A 25303-nucleotide genomic window follows, 5' to 3' on the forward strand; every position below is an offset into this window, starting at 1 on the left:
AAATGACAAAACATTGAAAAGAATGATACTTTGGGCGAATCTTTGCCAGTATTTACTCATGATTTTTAATTTTTAAATGGTTCGTAGAGTTATATTCATACGCATTATGTTGTAAATCTGCTATGCTATGCAACTTCCGTTTTTTAATATAATCGAGGCAGAGATGACGCAACATAACGCTCAATCGACTTCTGAACAACACATTTCCGAAAACGATTTAATTGCACAGCGTCATGCCAAGTTAAAGCAAATTCAAGATCACGCCAAGGAAACAGGTGTTAGCGCATGGCCAAACACATTTAAACGTGAGCATTATGCGCAAGATCTACAAGAACAATTTGCAGATCAATCTAAAGAACAAATCGAAGCAGGCGAGCAAGTTCACGTATCTGTAGCGGGTCGTGTGATGTTGAATCGTGGTTCATTTATCGTGATTCAAGACATGACGGGCCGTATTCAATTATATGTGCCACGCAAAGAGCTTGCACCAGAAGTTTTAGAAACTGTAAAAAGTCTAGATCTTGGTGATATTATTGCTGTACAAGGTTATATCGGTCGTTCTGGCAAAGGTGATTTATATGTTCATATTGAACATTTTGAATTATTGACGAAATCTCTTCGTCCACTTCCAGACAAGTTTCATGGTTTGAATGACACAGAAGTAAAATACCGTAAACGTTATTTAGACTTAATTGTGAATGAAGAAACACGTAAAACTTTTGAAATTCGTGCAAAAGTTGTGTCTGGTATTCGCAACTATCTCATTAATGAACGTTTTATGGAAGTTGAAACTCCGATGATGCATGTGATTCCAGGTGGTGCGTCAGCGCGTCCATTTGAAACACATCATAATGCATTAGATATGCCATTATTCTTGCGTATTGCACCTGAGCTTTACTTAAAACGTTTGGTTGTTGGTGGATTTGAGCGTGTATTTGAAATTAACCGTAACTTCCGTAACGAAGGTGTTTCAACGCGTCATAACCCTGAATTTACGATGATTGAATTCTATCAAGCTTATGCTGATTACAAAGATCTTATGGCTTTGACTGAAGGTATGCTAGTAAAATTAGCAATCGACATCTTGGGCTCAACGGATGTTCCTTATGGTGAAGAAGTGTATAGCTTCAAAGGCCCATTTAAGAAAATCTCGATGTTTGATGCGATTCTTGAGCATAACCCCAATTTCACTGCTGAAAATGTTTCGGATCGTGAATTCTTGGCAACATTTATTCGTGAAGAGTTAAAAGAGCAAGTTAAACCAGGTTTTGGTTTAGGTCGATTACAAACGATCGTATTTGAAGAAACTGTTGAAACTCAATTACGTCAGCCGACATTTATCACAGAATATCCTGCGGAAACTTCCCCGTTAGCGCGCCGAAATGATGATAATCCGCATATCACTGACCGTTTCGAATTCTTTATCGGTGGTCGTGAGTTGGCAAATGGTTTCTCGGAATTAAATGATCCAATTGACCAAGCTGAACGCTTCCAAGCGCAAGTTGCTGAAAAAGATGCGGGCGATGATGAAGCAATGCATTTCGATGCTGACTTTATTGAAGCATTAGAATACGGTTTACCTCCTACAGCAGGTGAAGGTATTGGTATCGATCGTTTGGTGATGTTATTTGCCAATGCAGCAAGTATCCGTGATGTGATCTTATTCCCACATATGCGTCATAGAAATTAATTTATGATGTTATAAAAGATGTTGTAAAAAAAGCCACTGAATTCAGTGGCTTTTTTTTGCTTAGACAATCAGGGCATTTTAGAAATGAAATACGCCTAAACCATTTTTAATTTCATCTAAAGTATCTTGAGTGATGATACGGCATTTTTCCGTACCAGTTTTTAAGATATCCATGATGTAATCTGGATCTTTGGCAAGTTCCATACGACGTTCACGAATTGGTGTAATCAACTCTTTTAACACACCTTCAAGACGTTTTTTCACAGTACCGTCACCTAAACCACCACGACGATAATGTGCTTTAAGTTCTTCAACTTCTTCTTTATTTGGATCAAAAGCATCTAAATAGGTAAATACAATATTTCCTTCAACCTGACCAGGATCTTCAATACGCAGATGGTTTGGGTCGGTATACATTGCATTGACTGCTTTTTTGATGTCTTTATCGGTTGCATCTAATACAATGGTATTGCCCAATGATTTCGACATTTTTGCTTTACCATCGAAGCCAGGTAAACGGCTCATGTTAGATAAAAGCGCTTTACACTCTGGTAAAACCTCTTGTCCAATTTGACGGTTTAAACGCCGAACAATTTCATTGGTCTGTTCGATCATTGGAATTTGGTCTTCGCCAACTGGCACGACAGTGGCTTTAAATGCAGTAATATCGGCAGCTTGTGCAACAGGGTAGCAAAGAAAACCAGCTGGAATGTCACGCTCAAAACCACGTAATTGAATTTCAGCTTTGATGGTTGGGTTACGTTCTAAACGTGAAACCGTCACAAAGTTTAAATACAACATGGTGAGTTCATTCAACGCGGGTAAACAAGATTGAACACAGATTGTAGTTTTTGTTGGGTCAATGCCGACTGCTAAATAGTCTGTTGCTACTTCAAGAATATTACGACGAACTTTTTCAAAGTTATCCGCATTATCTGTTAAAGCTTGAGCATCTGCGAGAAGGAGGTGTTGATGATGAGAATCTTGTAAGCCTACTCGTGAGCGCAAAGAACCTACAAAATGTCCCAAATGTAGTTGTCCAGTAGGACGGTCGCCTGTCAAAATCACAGGACGATTATCTTGATTCGTCATTATCGCTTCCAAAGTCTTTATATAGACAGTCGTGTTTTATGAATGGGCACTATTGTACGAGATAATTTATTTTAATGTCAGCGAAAAATGGTGTAGAACCAATTTTTATCAATAAATGTGAAAATCTACAAAATTTTATATAGAAAAATGAATTTTCACTTTAAAATGACAGGATAACTAAAATTTTGGATAAAAAATGGCAAGTAGTCTATTAATATTATTAGATGATATCGCAGCGGTACTCGATGATGTTGCAGTCATGAGTAAAATGGCGGCTAAAAAAACTGCGGGTGTTTTAGGTGATGATTTAGCACTGAACGCACAACAAGTGAGTGGTGTAAGAGCAGAGCGTGAACTTCCTGTGGTTTGGGGTGTCGCGAAAGGCTCATTTATCAATAAATTAATTTTAGTACCTTTGGCTTTGTTGATCAGTGTAGTTGCACCATGGTTGATTAACCCATTGTTGATGATTGGTGGTCTGTTTCTTTGCTATGAAGGTGTTGAAAAAGTTCTACATAGTTTGCAGCATAAAAAAGCCAAAACAGGTGAAGCTGCGCAAGAGGAATTTGAACAAATTGAAACTGATTTAGCCACATTTGAAAAAGATAAAATTAAAGGCGCAATACGTACAGACTTTATTCTCTCTGCTGAAATTGTGGTGATTTCTTTAGGCACTGTTGCGGCTGCAACATTTGGTACCAAAGTGATGGTGCTATCTGTCATCGCAATTTTAATGACCGTCGGTGTCTATGGCTTTGTCGCCATGATTGTAAAGATTGATGATTTAGGTTTGTATTTAACCCAACAAACATCAAATGTTAAACAAAGCATTGGCCGTGGTTTACTGGTATTTGCACCAAAGTTAATGAAGACTTTAACAATTGTTGGAACCATTGCAATGTTCCTGGTCGGTGGGGGGATCATCACCCATGCTGTTTCAACTTTGCATCATTGGTCAGAAGAAGCCGTTGATCATATTCAACATATTCCAAACGTTGGTAGTGTTATTGGTGCATTAACGCCAACGTTAATCAATTTACTGATTGGTATCGTAGCCGGCTTAGCTGTGGTATTGGTTGTTGGACTTATTCAAAAAGTTCGTGGAAAATCAACTACTGCATAAATGCAAAGCACATTCTAAATGATAGCCAATATAAAATAAAAGGACCGATCTATGCGTTGGAAAGGACGTAGAGAAAGTGATAATGTCGAAGATCGCCGTGGTGGTGGTGGCGTAAAAGCGGGTGGGATTAGTGTACTAGGCTTAATCGTCGCTTTTGTTGCATGGAAATTCTTTGGTGTTGACCCACAGCAAGCCTATCAAGCGACTAAACAGGTGACTTCGGCTGGTGTAAGTCAAAATTCTGCACCGACGAATTTAACCCCTGAACAGCAGGAAACCTCATCTTTTGTTAAAACGGTTTTGGCAGATACCGAAGATACCTGGAAGCCAATTTTCCAACAACAAGGTGTACAGTATGTTTCACCTAAGCTGGTGATGTTTAGTGGTGCGATACAATCGGGTTGTGGTACGGCTGAATCTGCGATGGGGCCATTTTATTGCCCAGCAGACCAAAAGGTGTATATCGATACCCAGTTCTTTAAAGATATGCGCCAGCAGATGGGTATTTCTGGTGAAAAAAATCAATCTGAGCTTTCAGCTAAAGATGAAGCAGGTGATTTTGCTCAAGCCTATGTGATCGCGCATGAAGTGGGGCACCATGTACAGAATTTATTGGGAATATCATCTCAGGTTCAGCAAGCACGCCAGCGTGCCAGTGAAACTCAGGGCAATCAACTATCAGTTCGTCTAGAATTACAAGCAGACTGTTTAGCTGGGGTCTGGGCCAATCGTACTCAACAACGGACTCAGTTCTTAGAACAGGGTGATATTGAAGAAGCGATGGATGCAGCTGAAAAAATTGGCGATGATTACTTGCAGAAAAAAGCACGGGGTTATGTTGTTCCAGACAGCTTTACCCATGGTACCAGCCAGCAACGTATGCAATGGTTTAATATTGGTATGAATTCTGGTGATATCAATGCATGTGATACCTTTAAATAGATAGCTACTCAGTATTGCGTTAAAAAAGGGAACATCATGTTCTCTTTTTTTCTGAATCAATTTTTTCAAGCATTTTTTATGTTAAAAAATATAACCAGTAATCATCATATTTCAGTTTTTTTTGTACAATTATCCAGATTGTTAAATGGTCTCTTATTTTATATTTTATAAAAAAATGATTGAGTGTTTGATGTGCATTTAAATTAAAAATCTAAACAGGTTTCTGATGGGTAACTATTTCTTTCTTCAGGTCTTTACAGTCATTTTTGCGCTTTCTATCGCGACTACAATTTTTAATAAGCGAATATTAGGTTTCCCTCAAGCCATCGGTGTTCCCATTGTCTCTGCAATTTTTGTCTTTATTTTGCAATGGGGCGCCAGTTTACTTAATGGCAATCAATTTATCTCTATTAATATCCATAATATCGAAGAAGCTGTAAGGCATGTCGATTTTTATGATTTTTTAGTCAATGGCGTTATTTGTTTCATTCTGACATCTTCAGCGCTTAAATTTAAAGTTTCAGATTTAAAAGTTTATTGGAAGCCGATTAGTATATTGGCAACGATTGCCTTACTGCTCTGTGCTGTATTTTTTGCAGGATTGGTCTTTGGCTTTCAGTTTTTGATTGGTAATCCAGTCCCAATTTTAGTTTTATTATTACTGGGTTCAGCATTAGGTGCAACAGATCCGATTGGGATCAAAGGTGTTCTCAGTTCAGTACGAGCGCCACATCATCTCATTGTTAAATTGGAAGGTGAATCCTTATTTAATGATGCGATGTGTATCGCGGTCTTCATGACTTTATTAAATGTCCTTGAAGGTGAGCATTTTAGTTTAGTTGCAACATTACAAACATTCTTATATGAAATTGTGGTTGCGGTCATCATTGGTTGGGCTTTTGGTTTAGGAATCTTGCGTTTATTACGTGGCAAGCATGAGATGGAATCATTGATTCTCACAACTGCGTTATTGGCATGTGGCTCTTATCTTGTTGCATTATTTGCTCATGCATCGGCACCAATTGCTTGTGTAATTGGGGGCTTAATCGTAGGTAATAAGTGGAAAGAAATTTTACAGGATCGTGAGATTCGAGAGGTTAATCATTTTTGGCATACAGTAGAAGGGATTATTAATTCTTTTCTCTTCACACTGATTGGTCTAGAAATCTTTATTTTAGACTTAAGCACAAGTCTGATTCTTGGCGGTATTTTTGCATTCTTTGCATTGCATCTTTCTCGTTTTGCTGCAAATTTCTTAGCTTTTGCATTTTTCCCATCATTTCGCAAAAAGAGTTATAACGGTAGTCTAGCTATTCTTTCGTGGGGAGGGGTTCGTGGAGGAATTTCCCTTGCATTGATCCTTGCTGTGGCAAACGTCCCTGAGCTACGTGATTACAGTAGTATTTTAATTGGTTATACCTTCATTAGTGTATTACTTTCAGGTGTGGTCTGTGGGCTGGGTTTACCAGCAGTCATGAATGCATTTTATTACAACCCAAATGAAGAAACACAAGGTTTTAAAGGTTGGTATCAGCGCATGTGCAATAAAATGAATCGTAAAGGTATCAAATATATTGTGGGGGAAGATAACGAAGGACATGAAACCATTACCATTTATAATCCTGAAGCGCTTGTTGACAAGAAAGCTGCAGATGGTGTGGCATCGGTACATCATCCTGAAAAAGCCCAGGAAATGAAGCGATTGGAACATCCTGGTAACTTTTAAACATAGCGCATTAAGCTAAATGAATAGTTAAGGTATAAAACTGAGCGACTAAAAATTAAATATTTTTAAAGGTTTAGCGCCATAAAAAAGCCAGTAACAATACTGGCTTTTTTATTAGAGCTGTTACTTTGCGTTTTTGGCTAAGAAATCGAGGTAAGGTTTCACCAAAAGTTGCTCTTGTTCTAAAATCGGTAAATGCCCGACTCCTTTGAGAATTATCGGCTCTTGTGCATTTTTCAATAAGCCTTTGAGTTCAGCCGCAGCTTCAACATTGATAATTTGGTCTTTGTCTCCCCATGCAATCAATACGGGTTGGTCAATAGAGCGTGCTGCAATTGCAAATGAATCTGGGGTAAATAATTTAGACATGACAATCAGTTGTTCAACCAATTTGGTTGTGTTTGCAGATTGGCTGATCATCAATTTTTCTTGGGCATCTTTTAATTCTTTAGGAATAAAAGGAGGCATGCTGGTTGCGATTTTCATTAAACGATCAAAATCGCCTGGTTTACTGACAATCATGTTGCGTAAAGTTGTTGGATCTTTTAAATAAGGCGTATTGGCTGATTTAAACACACCCGCACTATCAATCAGAAATAATGATTTAGTATCGACAGGGTATTGTGCTGCGTAAAGTAATGAAATAGATCCCCCCATAGAGTGACCTGCGACGTTTAAGCCATTGTCTACTTTAATCGCTTCGGCAAAACGACGTAATTTTTCAGTTAGATTAGGCAATGAATAATCAAAATCATTTGGTACCTTACTGTCACCTTGACCTGGAAGATCAGGAATTATTACATGGTAATAAGGGGTTAAATAGCGTGCAACACGATTCCAGTTGTCACGACTTCCTGCAAGTCCATGAACTAACATGATCGTCGGTTTACCTGCTGGCCCACCTTCACTATATGCCCAGTCAATATCACCTACTTTTACACGTTTGGTTTCCATGCCAGCCCACGCTCGTTCTTGTTGCAGCACACTTTGGATGTCAATTGCTGGAGCAGCATAGCTTGCAGTTGATATACCAACTGTTACCACAGAACCCATTGCCAATGCCGTTGATAAAATCAGTTTGTTGAAGATTCCTTTCATCTTTGAATACTCTTGTTGTTGTATTTGATGTACGATTTAAGATTAGTTTATGTACAGTCAAATTACATTTGCCTAAAATGTTTAAAGCTTATTTTCAAAGTCAATTTAACGTTATTTGCCAAGACGATTATGAATATTATTTTTTATTACTTGATTGATCTGAAAAATGTCAAATCATGAGCTCGCTCAGATGATCTTAAGTGTCATCATTCAAATCCCCAAAGGCAAAGTAGCCAGTTATGGTCAAGTGGCTAAATTTGCAGGCTTACCTAAACATGCACGATTGGTTGGGCGTGTCTTAGGACAATTACCTGAAGATCATAATATCCCTTGGTATCGAGTGGTCAATTCACAAGGTCGAATCAGCTTAAAAAAACTGGACGAAAAAGGTATGTGTATTCAGACGATAAAGCTGTTGGCAGAAGATGTGGTTGTTATTGATGGCAAAATAAATTTAAAAAAATATCAATGGATACCATAATTCCTCACTTTCAGATGTAGTGAGGAATCATAAAAGGAATGACAAAAATTATTTAATCACTAAGACTGGGATTTGCAATTCAGTTAATAAACTTTGCGCCACACTGCCCATAATAATTTTTTTTAGCCCCGTACGACCATGTGAGCTGAGAATGACCAAATCAACTTTTAAATCATGTACAGCTTGATTTAAAGTATGCGCAATGTTTTCGCCTTCGAGTAACCGTGTTTCAACTTGAACGCCTTCTGCAGCAAATTGATCTTTAGCTACATTGATATTTGCTTGAATAAATTCACGAGCCCGTTCAATCAGCATATTGCTTTGACCATTTGCCAAATATTCTGATGCAATATAAGGGTCTAAAGTCATCACTTGCACAACCGTGATTTTACTGTTAAATGCTTTTGCAAACTCAACTGCATGTTTCACAACAGATAATGAAGTTTCTGAACCATCAACTGGAACGAGGATATTTTGATAAGCCATGTCTATTTTCCTTATTTTACCGAAAAGCTGAGATGATTATTTATTACAATTCTAAGTTTATAGAACCATCATAACGTGAATATGAGATGAATAAAACCGAGTAAATGTGTATGGATAATTCATATAAATATCATAAATTTAATTAAAAGCATTGGCATCAAGTTACATCGTTTTGTTGCTTTTAAATGCAACTAAATAAAAGATAAATCAATCAATAAAATAAAGATCGAGATGCAATCTAGCACGATCAAAGTAAAGCTTTAAATGGTTTAAATAAAAGACATACACAATTGAGAAAATATAGAGGCTGAATGAAACAATTGGCAAATTGTAAATCCATTTCTTCCTTTAAAATATTTTAAATATAAATACTGAACAGAATAGAACATTACAATTTAAATCATGGATTAAAAGGAAAAGACAATGGAATATCAAACAATTATCGTCGAAGAAAAAACGAAGCTGGATATTTGAGCTTAAATCAGCTTGAACGCTTTAATAGTTTTACAGCGCAAATCTGCCTTGAAATTGTATAGGCTTTAACATAATTGAAAGATGATACTGGAAGCCGCATTATTGTGATTGCTGCGATTGGAATAGCTTTGCGAGTCTGTATGCAAAATGATTTTACCAGCCCAGTTAAAGTTGAGCAGGATTTGCAAAGATAGGCGGGGTAGTCAGCAGATTTTTTTAAAGGTGTTCACGTTTTTTAATGAAAGATAAGCTAAATTTAAAGTACGATAAATGATGTTTATCCTTAAGATTCAAACGATCAAGACATTAAAATGAATGATGTGCTCTGGATTATTCTTTTTCCAAAAAACAGGCAATTGCGGATCAAATCAAAGCAATTCCACAGGTTAAAATGGATACTTAAACAGGTCAGTTCAAGCACATTTTGCACAAAAATAGTATGCTCGACTTTATTAAAATAAGAAATAAAATTACATATAACATAATTTGATTATGTATTGCATAAATCAAAGCTTTCTTGTAGGATAAATTTAGTGTTAAACGTCACTGTAAATGCAGCTTAAACTTAGAGCTTTACGTGGACTAAATTATGGAAAGGAAGAGTTCAAATCAGAATATTTTGTCGATTGACCTAAATACCTGTGATCTTTTCTCGGCATTAAAAAACGGATGAATTTATTCAAATAAGGGAAACTAGATGGATATTTTAGATAACCCATTAGAACTATGTGGCTTTGCTTTTATTGAGTTTGTTTCGACGGAAAATGGATTAGATCAAATCTTTGAAGCAATTGGTTTTGCTAAAGTCGCAAAACATAAATCAAAAAAAGTTTATTTATGGCGTCAGGGTAATATCAATATTATTTTGAATTATCAACCTGAATCTTATGCATCATTCTTCTTTAAAGAACATGGCCCATCAGCATGTGCAATGGGATTTAGAACACGTGATGCAGCCAAAGCTTTTAAAAATGCAATTGAACTTGGCGCAGAGCCAATGTATTCGCAAGCAGGACCAATGGAATTAAATATCCCCGCGATTAAAGGCATAGGCGGTATGCCAATTTTCTTGGTCGATCGTGATATTTATGAAAATGATTTTTTATTCTTTGATGACGAAAATCGCAACCCACGTGGTGCTGGTTTAAATGAAATTGATCATTTAACCCATAATGTCTATAAAGGGCGTATGGATTATTGGGCAAATTTCTATGAAAAAATCTTTAACTTCCAAGAAATTCGTTACTTTGATATTAAAGGTGAATACACGGGTTTAACCTCTAAGGCGCTGACTGCACCTGATGGGATGATTCGTATTCCTTTGAATGAAGACTCAGACAAAGGCAATGGGCAAATCGCCGAGTTTTTGGCTGACTTTAATGGTGAAGGAATTCAACATATTGCTTTTATTACCGATGACTTAATTTCCACATGGGATAAGTTAAAAGGTTTAGGGCTGAAATTTATGACGGCGCCTCCTGAAACTTATTATGAAATGTTAAAAGATCGTTTACCTGATCATGGTGAACCGACAGAAGAACTGCAAAAGCGTGGTATTCTGTTAGATGGCAATACCAAAGAAGGTCAGAAGAAACTATTATTACAAATTTTTTCTGAAAATATGCTTGGTCCTGTGTTCTTTGAGTTTATCCAGCGTAAAGATGACGATGGTTTCGGTGAAGGCAACTTCAAGGCATTGTTTGAATCAATCGAACGTGACCAAATCCGCCGTGGTGTGTTAGAAGCCAAATAACAAAATCGTATTGAAAGTGAAAAGCCAAGAATTAAATTCTTGGCTTTTCACGATCTTTCGCTAAAAACTTAACGTGTTTGTATGTATTGATTTATCGTAGCAACTTCACGTTTAAATAGTTCAAGTTTTTCACTGCCCGCGTTGACTGGTAAAAACATTTCACTGTCTAATGCAACAATGCAAAACTCCATTGCAAGATGCGCATTGAAAATAGGTAAACCCACAGCATTGATGCCAACAAGTAAGTCTCCTTGAGCAATCGCCATACCTTGTTGTAAAGTATTTTCTTTTAAAACAAGAAATTCATCCCAATTGTTTGGTTTAATTTGAATATGATTGAGTGCTACTTTTTCCCATTCTGAGTGCATTAATGGTTTAATTACTGCTTCAGGCAAATATGAGGCAAAAACCCGCCCAGCAGCCGAATTGACTAAGGGCATGATCGAACCTACTTTGGTCACAATGGAAATTGGATGATTTGATTCAATCGACTGTACAACTAAAGGGCCTTTAGGTGACCATTTGCTGATTTGAATACCACAACCAATTTTACTTTGTAGTTCATAAATAAGATGCTGAACAAGTTGTAAAACATCTGTGTGCTGTATACAGTTTAAGCCCAATCGCCAAGCTTGATCCCCTAGCGCATACTGACCATCTTCAAGTTGTTTTGCATAATTCATGCGAATCAGACTAACAAGGTAACGATGTACCTTAGCTGGATGCATATCAAGTTTACTGGACAGCTCTTTTAAAATAATCGGCTTGTTATGCTCCAAAAGGGCATTGAGAACGGCTAAGCCCACCTCAAGTGATTGAACCCCACCAGACAACTTTTCTTCAATCATTGAATAACCCTTAATCTGCATACGATTTAGCAGTGTTCATTTGCTGTCGATATTTGATTTACAAATTTAACACATAGTGCCTGAGCATTGTACAAAATAGAAATCATCTTTTTAAATGATTTAAATAGGCGAATGCTATAAGCATACAATTGTTTTTCGAGGTGTTACATATTATTTGTTAAACAACAGTACATCATCAAAAGATCTAGACCATTAAAGTTCAGCCGATAAAAATCGGTATTGGAGTTACAACGCTTCAATACCGATGAGTTCTAGCATTGTCCAACAGCAATATTTTAAATACTGATTGCTGTTGTTAGCTGAAGCTTATATAAGCTTCAGCAAAACGAGCATTGTGTACCATTAAAGCTGCTTATTATGATGTTCAACTAGATATAGGATACCAAATCATGAATTATTCGATTAATAAACTTAGTAAATACCAAGTCGGCTTTGGCACCTAGACATATTCAATTGAGTATGATTATGCTCCCAACTCGTCTTCATGCAAAAAATGAGTATGCTGAGGTGCGCGTTTGGTACGACTCCACTCATCCAGCATTTCTAATTTCATTTCTTCGGTAATTCGTGCAATTTTTGCATCTGCATGCACATCGTTATAGGTTAGTTCTAAACGGTGACCATTGGGATCAAAGAAATAAATCGAGTGGAAAATGCCATGGTTGGTGATGCCAAGAACTTTAACGCCATGTGCTTCGAGATGCTCTTTTGCAATCAGTAGAGTATTCAGGTCTTCAACTTCAAATGCGATGTGTTGAACCCATTGAGGGGTATTTTCGTCACGCCCCATATCTGGTTGAGTAGGCAGCTCAAAAAATGCCAATACATTTCCTTGCCCAGCATCTAAGAACAAATGCATATACGGATCAAAGGCTTTGGTCGAAGGCACATGGTCTTCAGCAAAGGCCAAAATAAAATCCATATTGAGCATTTTTTTATACCATTCCACGGTTTCTTTGGCATCTTTACAACGATAAGCCACATGGTGAATTTTTTTAATCGCAAAGCTCATGATAAAACTCCTTTATCTTTATTCCCAATCAGGTTGTTGTTCTGGAGCAGCATTGAAGAAGGCTGGAAGGGTTAAACAGTGTTGACTAATCGACTCAATCTTTGCAAAAGTGCTTAAATCAATTTCAAAGCGTTTGGCGTTATAGACTTGAGGAATCAAACAACAGTCTGCAAATGTCGGTTGTGTACCAAAACAGAATTTCCCATTTGAATCTTGTAGTTGGGCTTCTAAGCTGTTAAAACCCTCTAGGATCCAGTGTTGGTACCAGTGTTTTTTTTGCTCGTCACTGAGAGCAAGATCATCTTGTAAATACTTTAAGACTCTTAAATTATTTAACGGATGAATATCGCAGGCGATCGCTTGTGCAAAAGCACGTACTTTACTTCGCGTGACGATATTTTCAGGCAATAATGAAATTGCTGGATAACGTTCTTCAAGATATTCCAAGATACTGAGTGACTGTAAAAAGCTTTGATCTTCATCCACTAAAGTTGGAACACATTGGCTTGGATTAACGGCTCGGTAAAGCTCTAGTAGTTGCTCATTCTTGACCAAATGCACGGGTTGTATTTCATAACTCAGTTGTTTGAGATTCAGTGCAATCCGAACCCGATAAGCCGCAGAGCTACGAAAATAACTATACAGTTTCATAGCTCAAGTCTTCTGTTTGATGGAAGCTAAACTGGCGCGCTGGCAAAATGCGATTGGCAACCTCACCAAAGCCCACACGGATCCCTGCTTTTTCACAGTAGCCTTTCATCACGACACGGTCACCATCTTGCAAGAAACCACGTTTTTCTCCATTCGAGAGAGTTAGCGGTTTGGTGGTATTCCATGTCAGTTCAAGTAAGCTACCATAAGCATCTTCTGTAGGACCTGAAATTGTGCCTGAACCCATCAAGTCACCGACTTGGACATTACAACCTGCAACTGTGTGGTGGGTGAGTTGCTGTGCCATAGACCAATACATATATTTAAAGTTGGTTTGGCAAATCACATCAGCTTGTGTTGATAGAGGGCTTTGAACCTCAATACTGAGGTGAATATCATAGCTGTTGGCAATATTTTCTTCTAAATAGCAAAGTGGTTTAGGTTGTTGTTCTGGACCTTTGACTTTAAACGGTTCCAGTGCTTGCATGGTCACCACCCAAGGTGAAATTGCACTTGCAAAAGTCTTGGCGTTAAACGGGCCTAATGGTACGTATTCCCATTGTTGAATATCACGTGCCGACCAGTCATTGAGCAAAACCATACCAAAAATATGATCCCAAGCATCTGCAATCACGATAGGCTCACCCAATTCAGTCGCTTTGCCAACGATAAAGGCAGTTTCTAATTCAAAATCGAGTTTACGTGTTGCAGAGAAAACAGGGCGTTCTTGATCAGGTAATTTGATTTGCCCAGAAGGTCGAACAATATCTTTGCCACTGACAATCACAGAGCTGGCACGACCATTATATCCCACAGGAAGTTCGCTCCAGTTTGGAAGCAATGCATTCTTAGGATCTCTAAACATGGTTCCGACATTGGTGGCATGTTCTTTGGACGAGTAGAAATCTGTATAGCCAGAGACTTGAATAGGTAAGTGCAAAGTGACTGTATTTTGCTTAAATAATGCGTTTTGGCGTAAAACCACATCATCACGAAGTGTTGGATTTTCAGCAGAGAGTAGACTTTGTAATGTAGTACGAACCTTTTGCCAGTTGTGTTTACCCGTTTCTATAAATTTATTCAGTGTCGCTTGATTAAAACAATCTTGATGTCCATTGATCGCTAATAGTCCATGTGCCTCTAAGTGGGCAAGGTCTATGACCCAATCTCCAATGGCAACACCCACTCGTTTTGTGCCTTGGGGTGTTTCACTAAAAATACCGTAGGGCAAATTATGTATGGTGAAATCTGATTGTGAGTCAATTTCAAGAAAACAAGTTAAATGTGAGCTCATGATTTGCTTTCCTTGTCTTTAATTTTGTTAGAGAAGATCAAAATCTTTGATATTTTTCTTAAGTATTTGAAAAACAAATGAATATAGATTTATTTAAATGCCTTATTCAAATGACTCAAGCAAGCTGTCAGTGTCTTATGATTTCTATCATACTGAAAATATTTAATTACGCAATACATAATTTAATTACATAATTCATAATAATTGTTATTTGTTGAATTTTCTGCTTATATGCGCGGTTATGAGAAAAGTAAATCAATTATTTTTCGATTAGATATAGGCATTTTTGATTAACTTATGATATACGTAATTTTGAATACAAAAATTACGAGACAAGGATGAGAATAATCATATGTCAAAACATGAGCAAGGAAACCTGAAACATGGTTTAAGCAATCGGCACATCCAGCTTATCGCGCTAGGTGGTGCAATTGGTACAGGATTGTTTCTGGGTATCTCGCAATCGATTAAGCTTGCAGGTCCTTCAGTCATACTCGGTTATGCGATTGCTGGATTTATTGCGTTTTTAATGATGCGACAGTTAGGTGAAATGGTGGTGCAAGAACCAGTCAGTGGTTCATTTAGTCACTTTGCCTACAAATACTGGGGCTCATTTGCAGGTTTTATGTCTGGCTGGAATTATTGGGTACTCAATGTTTTGGTCTGTATGGCAGAGCTGAGCGCAATTGGTCTTTATATTCAATATTGGTGGCCTGAAATCCCAACTTGGATTTCAGCATTGGTGTTTTTTGTTTTAATCAACGGTATCAACTTATTGCATGTAAAATTTTTTGGTGAAATGGAATTTTGGTTCTCTATCGTCAAAATTTTGGCAATCCTAGCCATGATCGGCTTTGGTTCCTATCTACTTGCAACAGGTACAGCAGGGCCACAGGCAAGCATTAGTAACCTTTGGGCATTGGGTGGGTTTTTCCCATTTGGTGTGGAAGGTTTAGTCATGGCAATGGCTGTGATTATTTTTGCCTTTGGTGGGATTGAGCTATTTGGTATTACTGCAGCAGAAGCGCGTGATCCTGATAAAACTTTGCCTAAAGCAGTCAATCAAATTATTTATCGTATTTTGATTTTCTATATTGCAACACTGTTTATCTTATTTGCACTTTTTCCATGGAACCAAATGGCAGAAGGTGGTAGCCCATTTGTAATGGTATTTGCTTCACTGGATAGTCATGGTGTTGCGACCTTACTGAATTTTGTCATTCTTACCGCAGCTGTTTCGGTGTATAACGGGACCAGTTATTGTAGTAGTCGAATGTTACTTGGTTTAGCACAACAGGGTAATGCACCGAAGTTCCTTAAGCATATTAATAAGCGTGGTATTCCAACCAATGCGGTTTATGTTTCAGCTTTTGTTACGGTTTTATGTGTACTACTCAATTATGCATTTCCAGAAAAAGCATTTGGTTTATTGATGATGTTGGTGGTTGCTGCAATTGTGATTAACTGGGTGGTTATTTCATGGACTCATTTAAAGTTCCGTAAAGCCATGCAAACACAAGGGCAGACCACCAAGTTTCCAAGTATTGCTTATCCATTCAGTAATTATCTTTGCATTATCTTTATGTTGGGTATTCTGGTGGTAATGTCATTCACCGAGAATATGCGTATTGCGGTAATGATGATTCCAGCATGGATTCTTTGTTTGATGCTTGCTTATTATCTGAAACAACGAAAGTTAAAAAATGCACAACAAAATGTTGTGTTAAATTCTGATGTGTAGCAAAAGATTTTAATCTTTGCAAAAGGGCTAAATTGATATTTAGCCCTTTTTGCTTTTTGTGTGATTATTAACCTATACCGAGGGTATTATTCTGCTGCTTTTAAAAAATCAATCAATTGATTGATATCATCGCTTTGTAATTGTTCACGAATTTTTAAAACCTGCTTCTCATCTAAATCATACAATTTAACTGATTGTAATTTTTCAGTCTGATCCTGAGAAAACCGATATTTAATGAGTTTTGCCGGTACACCACCGACAATTGCATACGCTGGCACGTCTTGAGTGACGACTGCACCTGTAGCAACGATGGCACCTTCACCTAGCGTTACCCCTTGCATAATCATGGCACGACTGCCAATCCAACAGCCATCGCCAATCACTGTATCCCCAGCGGGTAAAAAGCTACGGGTATCAAAAGGAAATGTAGAGATCCAGTCAGAGCGATGTAATTGATTGCCACCCATCATGACCACACATTCCGCCCCAAAACAAACAAAGTTACCAATATATAATTGGTCAATTGGTTTCTCTACAGTTGACGGCTTATCATGCAAATAACGCACCACGCAACGTTCAAATCCCTGATCCCAATATGCCGAATAATAAGATTAATTTCCTTTAATATGAATATTGGGATTTTTCACAGTTTTAGAAATAAACTCAAATTCGCACCAGTGTTTTACGGGGGAGTGAATAGCGTCAGTCATGGGAGTACAAAAGCTTAAGTGCAAGGGCTAGAGCGCGCATTGTAACCTTAGATTGAACTTAGATCTTGATCAGCAATTAAAAAATATTCAGTGTATTGGGTTAAAACATCAATTCTTCAGCTATTCCTTGGCTGGTATTCAAGTATTAACCTATTTTTAAATGGATCAAATGCGTGGCATGGGTATGACGAATATGATCAGCACGATGGTTAAAGTAACGATGGGTAATGTCTTTACCTGATAAATCTTCAACCACCTGATAACCCATCATTTCAACTGCATGATGCAATGCTTGCGAAGCAAACGCACCAATCAAAGGCTCTTTTAAGAAACGGGTAAACTGTGACACTGCGAAGCTACCCAAACGCTCAATACCTTGTAAGACTTTATAATCAATCGAATAATCCATCACAACTTGGCTATTTTTGCCAGTAAAGGATGCAATGTTGTGTAAGGTTGCTAGGGTTGCTTGTGGGGTTAAATAATGGGTTGTGCCCAGCCATGAAAAAAATGTGGCTTGGGTGTTTTGAAATCCACTACGCGCCAAAGCATCAGACAGTTTTTCTTTTTCAAAATCAATGCCAACAAATTCCACATTGCTTGGGAGCTCACCTGTATTACTAAGCTTTTTTAATTTTTCTAATTTGGTTCTTTGTGTATCAGGATGATCAATTTCAAATATTTTGAGTTGGGGGTATTGCTGGGCCAAGCGTAATACAAAAGAGTCTAGACCAGCGCCAACCAATACATATTGTTGAATATGATCATGTTCAATCGCTTGTTTTAAAAGATCTTCTGTATAGCGAGAACGTCCAACCACTTGGCCTGTCAATTTACCAAAAGTTTGATTCATTAAATTGGAGTTTAACGCTTTACGTAGAAGAGCATTATTTAAAAGTAAACGCCATTGTGAATTGGTCATTTCAAATGCATAAGGGTCAGAGAATACTGGATCGTTGGCATTTAAATGATGATTGGCTCTAATTGCTGCCGCTGCTTCAGCAGTTTTACTTGCTCGTCCTGCTTTCATTCTCGTTCTCAATGAATTTTAATTTTTCCTCAATGTAATGCATCGAAAATATTTAACAATGGCAATTTACTTTGAGCGGTTGGTGATAAATGCTAGTTTTCTTCGAATTCGTATGGCGGATGCATCATATTTTGCTTGGAGCAAGATTTGAGAAATGTATGGATGATGTTTGATATTTATTAAATAGATACGTGATCAGTGTTAATTTCTATGTGAATGCAGGATTGTTCTGATGTGAATGTTTTTAAACTTTTTATCTATATAGCTAAACCTTCTAATTGTATATACAAATGATTTGCATCCTGTCATTGATCATCAATGAAGCTTATGTTTTTGTATGAACTTGAGAATTTTCGGCTATGAATAAGTTTTTGTATTTTTGAATTCTAGATGATTATCCTACTGTGGGGCGACATGGATGTTGCCCTTGATGTTTGGGAATGCAGGGGTACAGGATGTACCCTTTGCCTAAACAAAGCTATTTAGACTTTAAATGTAATGTGTGGCATTGCAAGCTTTTTATAATTGAATAATTTATTTCTACATTTTTTTGATTTTATTAAGAATATTAATTATTGAAATTGTATTTTTGTGTCTTAGGCTTTGACAAAAATATTTTGAGTCGTTTTGTCTTAGTCAATAACTGATGGTTGAATATAAAAGCGATTAGTTTTTTGTTATTCATTTTATATTTTTAGCTCAATAAAAAGGGCTGAATCATCAGCCCTAGTATGTGTTAAATATATTCAACACTCACCACTTCATATTCCACTTCACCTTGTGGTGTAGTGATTTTAGCTTCGTCACCTTCATTCTTGCCAAGAAGACCACGCGCAATAGGCGAGTTCACTGAGATCTTATTGATCTTAAAGTCAGCTTCATCATCACCTACAATCTTATAGGTTTTCTTTTCTTCAGTATCCAAATTCTCAATGGTTACCGTCACACCAAAAACCACACGACCAGTTTGCTCAAGTTCCTTAACATCAATAACTTGGCAAGCACCAAGTTTACCTTCGATGTCTTGAATACGACCTTCACAAAAACCTTGTTGTTCGCGCGCTGCATGGTATTCTGCGTTTTCTTTTAAATCCCCATGTTCACGTGCTTCTGCAATTGCTGCAATAATACGTGGACGATCAACAGATTTGAGCTGTTGCAATTCTTTCTCTAAGGCTACCTTGCCTTCAGGAGTCATAGGATAACGTTGCATTGTTGTCCCTCAGTTCAGTATTTAAAAAATACAGGTTTATAAAATGAAAAAAGCCCGCCACCGATAAGATGGCGGGACTTATCGGAAACGAATTAACCTAGTGTTTGCAAATCTTGCAAGCGATATACATCCATTGGCAATTTAATTGCTAAAGCTTGGCATACAGCATCAGCACCATTCAAGGTAGTTGTGTAATACACTTTACCTTGAAGAGCAGAGCGACGGATTGAGAATGAATCCTGCTGAGCTTGTTTACCTTCAGTAGTATTGATAATGAGGTGAATCTCGCCATTTTTCAAGCGGTCGACAATATTTGGACGACCTTCAGTTACTTTATTCACACGTTCACATTCAATACCAGCCTCTTTAATGACATCATAAGTACCGCCAGTTGCGATAATTTTGAAGCCTAAATCAACCAATTGTTTCGCAATACCCGCGGCACGAGGCTTATCTGAATGACGTACTGAAATAAATACGTGCTTCACTTCACCATCAGTTGGTTTACCTGGTAAGCGATCGTTAGAGCCTAACACAGCTTTATAGAAAGCTTCACCAAAAGTTGTACCAACACCCATCACTTCACCAGTAGATTTCATTTCTGGTCCAAGGATCGGGTCTACACCTGGGAATTTGTTGAACGGGAATACTGCTTCTTTTACAGCAAAATGCGTTGGGATAATCTCTTGTGTGAATCCTTGCGATTCTAAAGATTGACCCGCCATACAACGTGCTGCAACTTTTGCTAATGATTCGCCGATACATTTAGAAACGAACGGTACTGTACGAGACGCACGTGGGTTCACTTCAAGAATATAAACGTCATTGCCTTTAACAGCAAACTGTACGTTCATCAAGCCAATCACACCAAGCTCTTTCGCCATAGCAACGGTTTGACGACGCATTTCATCCTGAATCTCTGCAGAAAGAGAGTAAGGCGGAATTGAACATGCTGAGTCACCAGAGTGAATACCCGCTTGTTCGATATGCTGCATAATACCGCCGATCACCACATCTTTGCCGTCAGATACACAGTCAACATCGACTTCTGTTGCATCATCAAGGAAATGGTCAAGCAGTACAGGTGCTTCGTTAGACGCTTGTACAGCATCACGCAAGTAACGTTTAAGTTCGTCGTCGTTGTATACGATTTCCATCGCACGACCACCAAGGACATAAGATGGACGTACAACCAACGGATAACCCACTTTAGATGCTTCAGCCATACCTTCTTCAGCAGATTTAACAATGCTGTTGCTTGGTTGACGAAGATTCAAACGTTGAATCATCTGTTGGAAACGTTCACGATCTTCTGCACGGTCAATCGCATCTGGAGACGTACCGATAATTGGTGCACCTGCTTCTTCTAAAGCACGAGCCAATTTCAAAGGTGTTTGACCGCCGTACTGTACGATAATACCTTTTGGTTTTTCTGTACGTACGATTTCTAAAACGTCTTCTAAAGTGATCGGTTCAAAGTACAAACGATCAGATGTGTCATAGTCAGTTGAAACCGTTTCAGGGTTACAGTTAACCATAATGGTTTCATAACCATCTTCACGCATTGCAAGGGCAGCGTGAACACAGCAATAATCGAACTCGATCCCTTGACCAATACGGTTAGGACCACCACCGATCACCATGATCTTGTCACGGTTAGACGGATTCGCTTCACACTCGTCATCATAAGTTGAGTACATGTAAGCAGTATCTGACTCGAACTCAGCTGCACAGGTATCTACACGTTTGTAAACAGGGTATACACCCAAGTTCCAACGGTGCTTACGGAATTGTTTTTGCGAAATGCCCATCAAGTCAGCAATACGTAAATCAGATAAACCTTTACGTTTAAATGCACGGATATTGTCAGCGTTCAAATCACCAAAACCTAAAGTTTTGATTTGCTCTTCAGACTGAATGATGTCTTGGATTTGAATCAAGAACCAACGATCGATATTGGTTGCAGCAAATACTTCATCTAATGTGAAGCCATGACGGAATGCGTCAGCAACATACCAAATACGCTCAGGACCTGGCACTTTAAGCTCGACCAAGATTTTATCTTTCGCGCCTTCAGTACCCACTGCAATTTTCTCATCAAAACCACAAGCACCGACTTCAAGACCACGAAGTGCCTTTTGTACAGATTCTTGGAAGTTACGACCAATTGCCATGACTTCACCCACAGATTTCATCTGTGTCGTGAGTGTTGCATCAGCTTGTGGGAATTTCTCGAAGTTAAAGCGAGGAATCTTGGTTACAACATAGTCGATTGCAGGTTCAAACGATGCAGGCGTTGTTCCACCAGTGATGTCATTTTTCAATTCATCAAGGGTATAGCCCACTGCAAGTTTTGCTGCAATTTTGGCAATAGGGAAACCTGTTGCTTTAGACGCAAGCGCAGAAGAACGAGATACACGAGGGTTCATCTCGATCACAACCATACGACCATCTTTCGGGTTGATACCGAACTGAACGTTTGATCCGCCTGTCTCTACACCAATTTCACGTAGCACCGCTAAAGAAGCATTACGCAGTAATTGGAACTCTTTATCTGTTAGTGTCTGTGCAGGTGCAACAGTAATGGAGTCACCGGTATGCACACCCATTGGATCGAAGTTTTCAATGGTACATACAATGATACAGTTGTCGTTTTTGTCACGAACAACTTCCATTTCATATTCTTTCCAGCCAATTAATGATTCATCAATCAATAATTGTTTGGTTGGAGAAAGATCAAAACCGCGTTCACAGATTTCAATGAATTCTTCTTTGTTATAGGCGATACCACCACCTGAACCACCCATCGTAAATGATGGGCGGATAATCACAGGGAAGCCGAAACGGGCTTGAATTTCAAGCGCATGTTCCATACTTTCTGCAACATCAGCACGTGGGCATTCCAAACCAATTTTGCGCATTGCGATATCGAAAAGTTTGCGATCTTCCGCTTTTTCGATGGCTTCTTTGGTCGCACCAATCAATTCAACATTGTATTTTTCTAAAATACCGTTGGCATCTAGTGCCAATGCACAGTTTAATGCCGTTTGACCACCCATTGTTGGAAGAACCGCATCTGGGCGTTCTTTCTCAATGATTTGTGCAACAGTTTGCCACGTAATCGGTTCGATATACGTTGCATCTGCCATAGTCGGGTCAGTCATAATGGTGGCTGGGTTAGAGTTCACCAAAATAACACGGTAGCCTTCTTCACGAAGGGCTTTACATGCTTGCGCACCTGAGTAATCGAACTCACATGCTTGCCCGATGACAATCGGACCCGCACCAATAATTAAGATGCTTTTAATGTCTGTACGTTTAGCCATGATCGCTTCCTTAATTACTTCTTAGATGCTTCAATAAGTTCGATGAAATGATCGAACAATGGGGCACAGTCATGTGGACCAGGGCTTGCTTCAGGGTGACCTTGGAAGCTAAACGCAGGTTTATCTGTACGATGAATACCTTGTAAGGTTTGATCGAACAAAGATTTATGCGTAGCTTTGAGGTTTGCAGGTAAAGTTTCTGCATCTACAGCGAAGCCATGGTTTTGAGAAGTAATCATCACTGTACCATTTTCAAGGTTCTGTACAGGATGGTTTGCACCGTGGTGACCATGTGGCATTTTCACAGTTCTAGCGCCAGAAGCTAAAGCTAGAATTTGATGACCCAAACAAATACCGAAAACAGGTAGGTTTGTAGTTTCAACAATGGTTTTTACTGCCGCAATTGCATAATCACATGCTGCTGGATCGCCAGGTCCATTTGACAAAAATACGCCATCTGGATTTAACGCCAATACTTTTTCAGCAGGTGTTTGTGCAGGAACAACAGTTAATTTACACCCACGGTCGGCAAGCATACGTAAGATGTTGGTTTTGACACCGTAATCGTATGCAACAACATGAAACTTTGTTTCAGGTTGAGAAAAGCCTTGGCCCAGTGTCCATGAGCCTTCAGTCCATTCAAAACCTTGTGGGTCACAACATTCTTTCGCAAGGTCTAAACCATCTAGACCACCAAAGGCACGTGCTTTTGCAATAGCTTCTTCTTCAGTAATATTATCGCCGGCAAGAATGCATCCGTTTTGTGCGCCTTTGTCACGTAAAATACGTGTCAATTTACGAGTATCAATATCTGCAATGGCAACGACATTATGTTGTTGTAAATATTCGCCAAGAGACTGAGTAGCTCGGAAATTGCTGTGTAATAACGGTAGGTCACGAATGATTAAACCATTCGCCCAAACTTTATGAATTCGACCTGATTCAGCGTCTTCTTCATTACAACCAGTATTACCGATATGAGGATAAGTTAAAGTTACAAGTTGCTGTGCATAACTAGGGTCGGTCAAAATTTCTTGATAACCAGTCATGGCAGTGTTAAAAACGACTTCACCAGTCGTACTTCCCGTAGCGCCGATCGATGTACCTTTAAAAACAGTACCGTCAGCAAGGGCTAAAATGGCGGGGGTGCTCAAACCATAGCTCCTGAACTAAAACCACAAAAATAGGGCTGTAAAAAAGCGAGTAGACGAAAAAAAAGGAAGGCTTACTAAATCCTACCCTCCTCTTGTCTGCTCGCTTGTAACTTAACAGCGCATTATACGCATGAGCCCCTCGAAAGTCTATTTTATTTCGAGGGATAATCTAAGATAAATACCTTGCTATTTATCATTAATTCTGCTTTTAAAGTGAAATATTTGAAATTGTAAGTATTTAATTATTGTTAGACAAATCAAAATCTAAAATTTATCTTTTCAATGTATCTTATTGACTCACATTCCAGGGGGAATCAATATGACAATATCTAAAGAAAGTGTTACAGAGAAAGTAACCAAAGACACCGCAGCTTTGAAAGAAGTTGTAACTGAAACTACAGAGAACTTAGAGAAGTTAGGTAAAGAAGCGCAGCAGAAAGTTGCTGAAGCTGTTACAGAAACTAAAACTAAGCTTGAAGCAGAGTCAGAGCAATTAACTGAGCAAGTTCAAGATCAAGTACAAAACTTTAAACAAGATTTGGTGCAACGTCTTGATGTGATCAAATCACAATTTTCCACTTCACAAAAAGATTTGGCTGAATTGGCTGATTTCTTAAAATCAGAATTAAGCATTTTAGTGAAAGAGTTAACTGAAGTTGGTAAAGAAATTCGTGAAGACGTTTCACAAATTTCGAGCAAACATAAAGTTCAGTTAACTGAAACTTTAAAGCGTTCTAAAGATCACACTTTAGAAGTTTGGAATAAAGTAACGACAAAACAATAAGATATGTAAGGCTTATGTTTTAAGAAAAGCTATTTTTAAGAAAAATGGCAATAAAAAAGTGAGGCAACTAGCCTCACTTTTTTTATTTTCAAGCTCAGTTTACATAATTGTAGTCTAAAATGTATGTAACCAATCACGTTTATTGTGAAAGTCGGCCTGTTGGCCACTGTGTTGCATGGCAAAGAAATGTTGACCTTGCGTGGTATTTAAAACAGCGCTTAAACCCAAAAATAAGTCTGACCATTTTAATTTATTGGCAAGCATAAACTCGCTAAGATCTATGCTGACATTTAATCCATAATGTGTGCGCTTTAACTGATTTAATTCAATGTCATAAGCAGCGACTGGTGGCATATTTTCAGGATAACGATATTCTTCAAATTGATAAGCTTGCCAAGCTTGAGAAGGGGATAGATTAATTTCACGATAATAATCTTCGCCTTGCACACCTATAAAAATCTCAAAACAGGTATTTTCCCAAAGCAAATCCTGACGCGGATTTGCTGTAACCAGTTCAGGATAAATTATGAATTGATTGGGATCTCTTAACCAATAACCGACATTGAGCGTATACGGGCTAATTTGTTCAATCGCACCAACTAGGGAGATACTTTGAAAACGACGATCAAATGCATTCAGTTCGAAACTTGCCAT

Annotated in this window: 20 protein-coding genes and 1 pseudogene; 8 read left to right on the forward strand and 13 right to left on the reverse strand. The window is 38.3% G+C overall.

Translation table 11 applies throughout. From position 1 onward, the window contains the following. Positions 1-163: 163 nt before the first annotated feature. Positions 164-1690 carry a lysine--tRNA ligase gene (gene lysS, locus AC4CVF_RS02465; RefSeq protein ID WP_490788843.1) on the forward strand — a complete coding sequence of 509 codons (1527 nt, stop codon included), beginning with the start codon at positions 164-166 and terminating at the stop codon, positions 1688-1690. Between the two features lie 78 nt (positions 1691-1768). On the opposite strand, the gene trpS is transcribed toward lysS, so the two are convergent. Beyond that, the gene (gene trpS / locus AC4CVF_RS02470; protein ID WP_004717376.1) at positions 1769-2782 is read right to left on the reverse strand and encodes a tryptophan--tRNA ligase; all 1014 of its coding nucleotides are present in this window, start codon (positions 2780-2782) and stop codon (positions 1769-1771) included. A gap of 196 nt (positions 2783-2978) precedes the next feature. On the opposite strand from trpS, the gene AC4CVF_RS02475 reads away from it, so the two are divergent. The 3 genes from AC4CVF_RS02475 (at position 2979) to AC4CVF_RS02485 (ending at position 6573) form a co-directional block, all read left to right on the forward strand. Then, entirely contained in the window at positions 2979-3905 is a 927-nt protein-coding gene (locus AC4CVF_RS02475; protein WP_419359391.1) for a DUF808 domain-containing protein, read from the forward strand. Positions 3906-3956: 51 nt separating this feature from the next. Then, entirely contained in the window at positions 3957-4847 is an 891-nt protein-coding gene (gene ypfJ / locus AC4CVF_RS02480; protein WP_419359393.1) for a KPN_02809 family neutral zinc metallopeptidase, read from the forward strand. A gap of 226 nt (positions 4848-5073) precedes the next feature. Next, positions 5074-6573 carry a cation:proton antiporter gene (locus AC4CVF_RS02485; RefSeq protein ID WP_419359395.1) on the forward strand — a complete coding sequence of 500 codons (1500 nt, stop codon included), beginning with the start codon at positions 5074-5076 and terminating at the stop codon, positions 6571-6573. 123 nt (positions 6574-6696) lie between these two features. Here the strand turns inward: AC4CVF_RS02485 and AC4CVF_RS02490 are convergent, their stop codons facing one another. Continuing rightward, the gene (locus tag AC4CVF_RS02490) at positions 6697-7671 is read right to left on the reverse strand and encodes an alpha/beta fold hydrolase (RefSeq protein ID WP_419359397.1); all 975 of its coding nucleotides are present in this window, start codon (positions 7669-7671) and stop codon (positions 6697-6699) included. Positions 7672-7837: 166 nt separating this feature from the next. On the opposite strand from AC4CVF_RS02490, the gene AC4CVF_RS02495 reads away from it, so the two are divergent. Beyond that, positions 7838-8152 carry an MGMT family protein gene (locus AC4CVF_RS02495; protein WP_336951825.1) on the forward strand — a complete coding sequence of 105 codons (315 nt, stop codon included), beginning with the start codon at positions 7838-7840 and terminating at the stop codon, positions 8150-8152. A 48-nt stretch (positions 8153-8200) separates the two neighbouring features. Here AC4CVF_RS02495 and AC4CVF_RS02500 read toward each other — a convergent pair whose 3' ends face one another. Then, on the reverse strand, positions 8201-8638 hold the full coding sequence (locus AC4CVF_RS02500; protein WP_336951823.1) for a universal stress protein: 438 nt from the start codon (positions 8636-8638) through the stop codon (positions 8201-8203). A 1171-nt stretch (positions 8639-9809) separates the two neighbouring features. Here AC4CVF_RS02500 and hppD point away from each other — a divergent pair. Continuing rightward, on the forward strand, positions 9810-10865 hold the full coding sequence (gene hppD / locus AC4CVF_RS02505; RefSeq protein ID WP_490788844.1) for a 4-hydroxyphenylpyruvate dioxygenase: 1056 nt from the start codon (positions 9810-9812) through the stop codon (positions 10863-10865). A gap of 68 nt (positions 10866-10933) precedes the next feature. On the opposite strand, the gene AC4CVF_RS02510 is transcribed toward hppD, so the two are convergent. From AC4CVF_RS02510 to fahA, 4 genes are all read right to left on the reverse strand, one after another. After that, positions 10934-11713 (reverse strand): IclR family transcriptional regulator, encoded by a 780-nt coding sequence (locus tag AC4CVF_RS02510; protein WP_336951820.1) that lies wholly within the window; start codon positions 11711-11713, stop codon positions 10934-10936. 484 nt (positions 11714-12197) lie between these two features. Continuing rightward, complete coding sequence (locus AC4CVF_RS02515; protein ID WP_336951819.1) at positions 12198-12746, reverse strand: VOC family protein; 549 nt, start codon at positions 12744-12746, stop codon at positions 12198-12200. Between the two features lie 18 nt (positions 12747-12764). Next, on the reverse strand, positions 12765-13397 hold the full coding sequence (gene maiA, locus AC4CVF_RS02520; RefSeq protein ID WP_419359402.1) for a maleylacetoacetate isomerase: 633 nt from the start codon (positions 13395-13397) through the stop codon (positions 12765-12767). Next, positions 13384-14691, reverse strand: coding sequence for a fumarylacetoacetase (gene fahA / locus AC4CVF_RS02525; protein WP_419327146.1), 1308 nt, complete (start codon positions 14689-14691; stop codon positions 13384-13386). Before fahA ends, maiA begins: the two co-directional genes overlap by 14 nt. A gap of 352 nt (positions 14692-15043) precedes the next feature. On the opposite strand from fahA, the gene AC4CVF_RS02530 reads away from it, so the two are divergent. Further along, positions 15044-16432: an amino acid permease gene (locus AC4CVF_RS02530; protein ID WP_004823234.1), complete on the forward strand. Its 1389-nt coding sequence runs from the start codon at positions 15044-15046 to the stop codon at positions 16430-16432. 86 nt (positions 16433-16518) lie between these two features. Here AC4CVF_RS02530 and AC4CVF_RS02535 read toward each other — a convergent pair. The 5 genes and pseudogenes from AC4CVF_RS02535 to carA all read right to left on the reverse strand — a co-directional run bounded on the left by AC4CVF_RS02535 (position 16519) and on the right by carA (position 23865). Further along, a pseudogene (locus AC4CVF_RS02535) lies at positions 16519-17142 on the reverse strand (CatB-related O-acetyltransferase). A gap of 145 nt (positions 17143-17287) precedes the next feature. Then, the gene (locus AC4CVF_RS02540; RefSeq protein ID WP_336951815.1) at positions 17288-18172 is read right to left on the reverse strand and encodes a class I SAM-dependent methyltransferase; all 885 of its coding nucleotides are present in this window, start codon (positions 18170-18172) and stop codon (positions 17288-17290) included. A 736-nt stretch (positions 18173-18908) separates the two neighbouring features. Next, complete coding sequence (greA, locus tag AC4CVF_RS02545; protein ID WP_336951814.1) at positions 18909-19385, reverse strand: transcription elongation factor GreA; 477 nt, start codon at positions 19383-19385, stop codon at positions 18909-18911. Between the two features lie 92 nt (positions 19386-19477). Continuing rightward, positions 19478-22711, reverse strand: a complete 3234-nt coding sequence (carB, locus tag AC4CVF_RS02550) for a carbamoyl-phosphate synthase large subunit (protein WP_419359404.1) — start codon at positions 22709-22711, stop codon at positions 19478-19480. A 14-nt stretch (positions 22712-22725) separates the two neighbouring features. Further along, positions 22726-23865 carry a glutamine-hydrolyzing carbamoyl-phosphate synthase small subunit gene (carA, locus tag AC4CVF_RS02555; RefSeq protein ID WP_336951812.1) on the reverse strand — a complete coding sequence of 380 codons (1140 nt, stop codon included), beginning with the start codon at positions 23863-23865 and terminating at the stop codon, positions 22726-22728. Between the two features lie 319 nt (positions 23866-24184). On the opposite strand from carA, the gene AC4CVF_RS02560 reads away from it, so the two are divergent. After that, the gene (locus AC4CVF_RS02560) at positions 24185-24649 is read left to right on the forward strand and encodes a hypothetical protein (protein WP_336951811.1); all 465 of its coding nucleotides are present in this window, start codon (positions 24185-24187) and stop codon (positions 24647-24649) included. 114 nt (positions 24650-24763) lie between these two features. Here the strand turns inward: AC4CVF_RS02560 and AC4CVF_RS02565 are convergent, their stop codons facing one another. After that, positions 24764-25303: a DOMON-like domain-containing protein gene (locus AC4CVF_RS02565; RefSeq protein ID WP_336951809.1), complete on the reverse strand. Its 540-nt coding sequence runs from the start codon at positions 25301-25303 to the stop codon at positions 24764-24766.

It is taken from the genome of Acinetobacter sp. LipI_19 (assembly GCF_058242925.1).

Bases quoted from the DNA above. Each gene is read 5' to 3' on its own strand.
- lysS (WP_490788843.1), top strand. From the start codon at position 164: ATGACGCAACATAACGCTCAATCGACTTCTGAACAACACATTTCCGAA.
- trpS (WP_004717376.1), bottom strand. From the start codon at position 2,782: ATGACGAATCAAGATAATCGTCCTGTGATTTTGACAGGCGACCGTCCT.
- AC4CVF_RS02475 (WP_419359391.1), top strand. From the start codon at position 2,979: ATGGCAAGTAGTCTATTAATATTATTAGATGATATCGCAGCGGTACTC.
- ypfJ (WP_419359393.1), top strand. From the start codon at position 3,957: ATGCGTTGGAAAGGACGTAGAGAAAGTGATAATGTCGAAGATCGCCGT.
- AC4CVF_RS02485 (WP_419359395.1), top strand. From the start codon at position 5,074: ATGGGTAACTATTTCTTTCTTCAGGTCTTTACAGTCATTTTTGCGCTT.
- AC4CVF_RS02490 (WP_419359397.1), bottom strand. From the start codon at position 7,671: ATGAAAGGAATCTTCAACAAACTGATTTTATCAACGGCATTGGCAATG.
- AC4CVF_RS02495 (WP_336951825.1), top strand. From the start codon at position 7,838: ATGTCAAATCATGAGCTCGCTCAGATGATCTTAAGTGTCATCATTCAA.
- AC4CVF_RS02500 (WP_336951823.1), bottom strand. From the start codon at position 8,638: ATGGCTTATCAAAATATCCTCGTTCCAGTTGATGGTTCAGAAACTTCA.
- hppD (WP_490788844.1), top strand. From the start codon at position 9,810: ATGGATATTTTAGATAACCCATTAGAACTATGTGGCTTTGCTTTTATT.
- AC4CVF_RS02510 (WP_336951820.1), bottom strand. From the start codon at position 11,713: ATGATTGAAGAAAAGTTGTCTGGTGGGGTTCAATCACTTGAGGTGGGC.
- AC4CVF_RS02515 (WP_336951819.1), bottom strand. From the start codon at position 12,746: ATGAGCTTTGCGATTAAAAAAATTCACCATGTGGCTTATCGTTGTAAA.
- maiA (WP_419359402.1), bottom strand. From the start codon at position 13,397: ATGAAACTGTATAGTTATTTTCGTAGCTCTGCGGCTTATCGGGTTCGG.
- fahA (WP_419327146.1), bottom strand. From the start codon at position 14,691: ATGAGCTCACATTTAACTTGTTTTCTTGAAATTGACTCACAATCAGAT.
- AC4CVF_RS02530 (WP_004823234.1), top strand. From the start codon at position 15,044: ATGTCAAAACATGAGCAAGGAAACCTGAAACATGGTTTAAGCAATCGG.
- AC4CVF_RS02540 (WP_336951815.1), bottom strand. From the start codon at position 18,172: ATGAAAGCAGGACGAGCAAGTAAAACTGCTGAAGCAGCGGCAGCAATT.
- greA (WP_336951814.1), bottom strand. From the start codon at position 19,385: ATGCAACGTTATCCTATGACTCCTGAAGGCAAGGTAGCCTTAGAGAAA.
- carB (WP_419359404.1), bottom strand. From the start codon at position 22,711: ATGGCTAAACGTACAGACATTAAAAGCATCTTAATTATTGGTGCGGGT.
- AC4CVF_RS02560 (WP_336951811.1), top strand. From the start codon at position 24,185: ATGACAATATCTAAAGAAAGTGTTACAGAGAAAGTAACCAAAGACACC.
- AC4CVF_RS02565 (WP_336951809.1), bottom strand. From the start codon at position 25,303: ATGGCAAGTTTCGAACTGAATGCATTTGATCGTCGTTTTCAAAGTATC.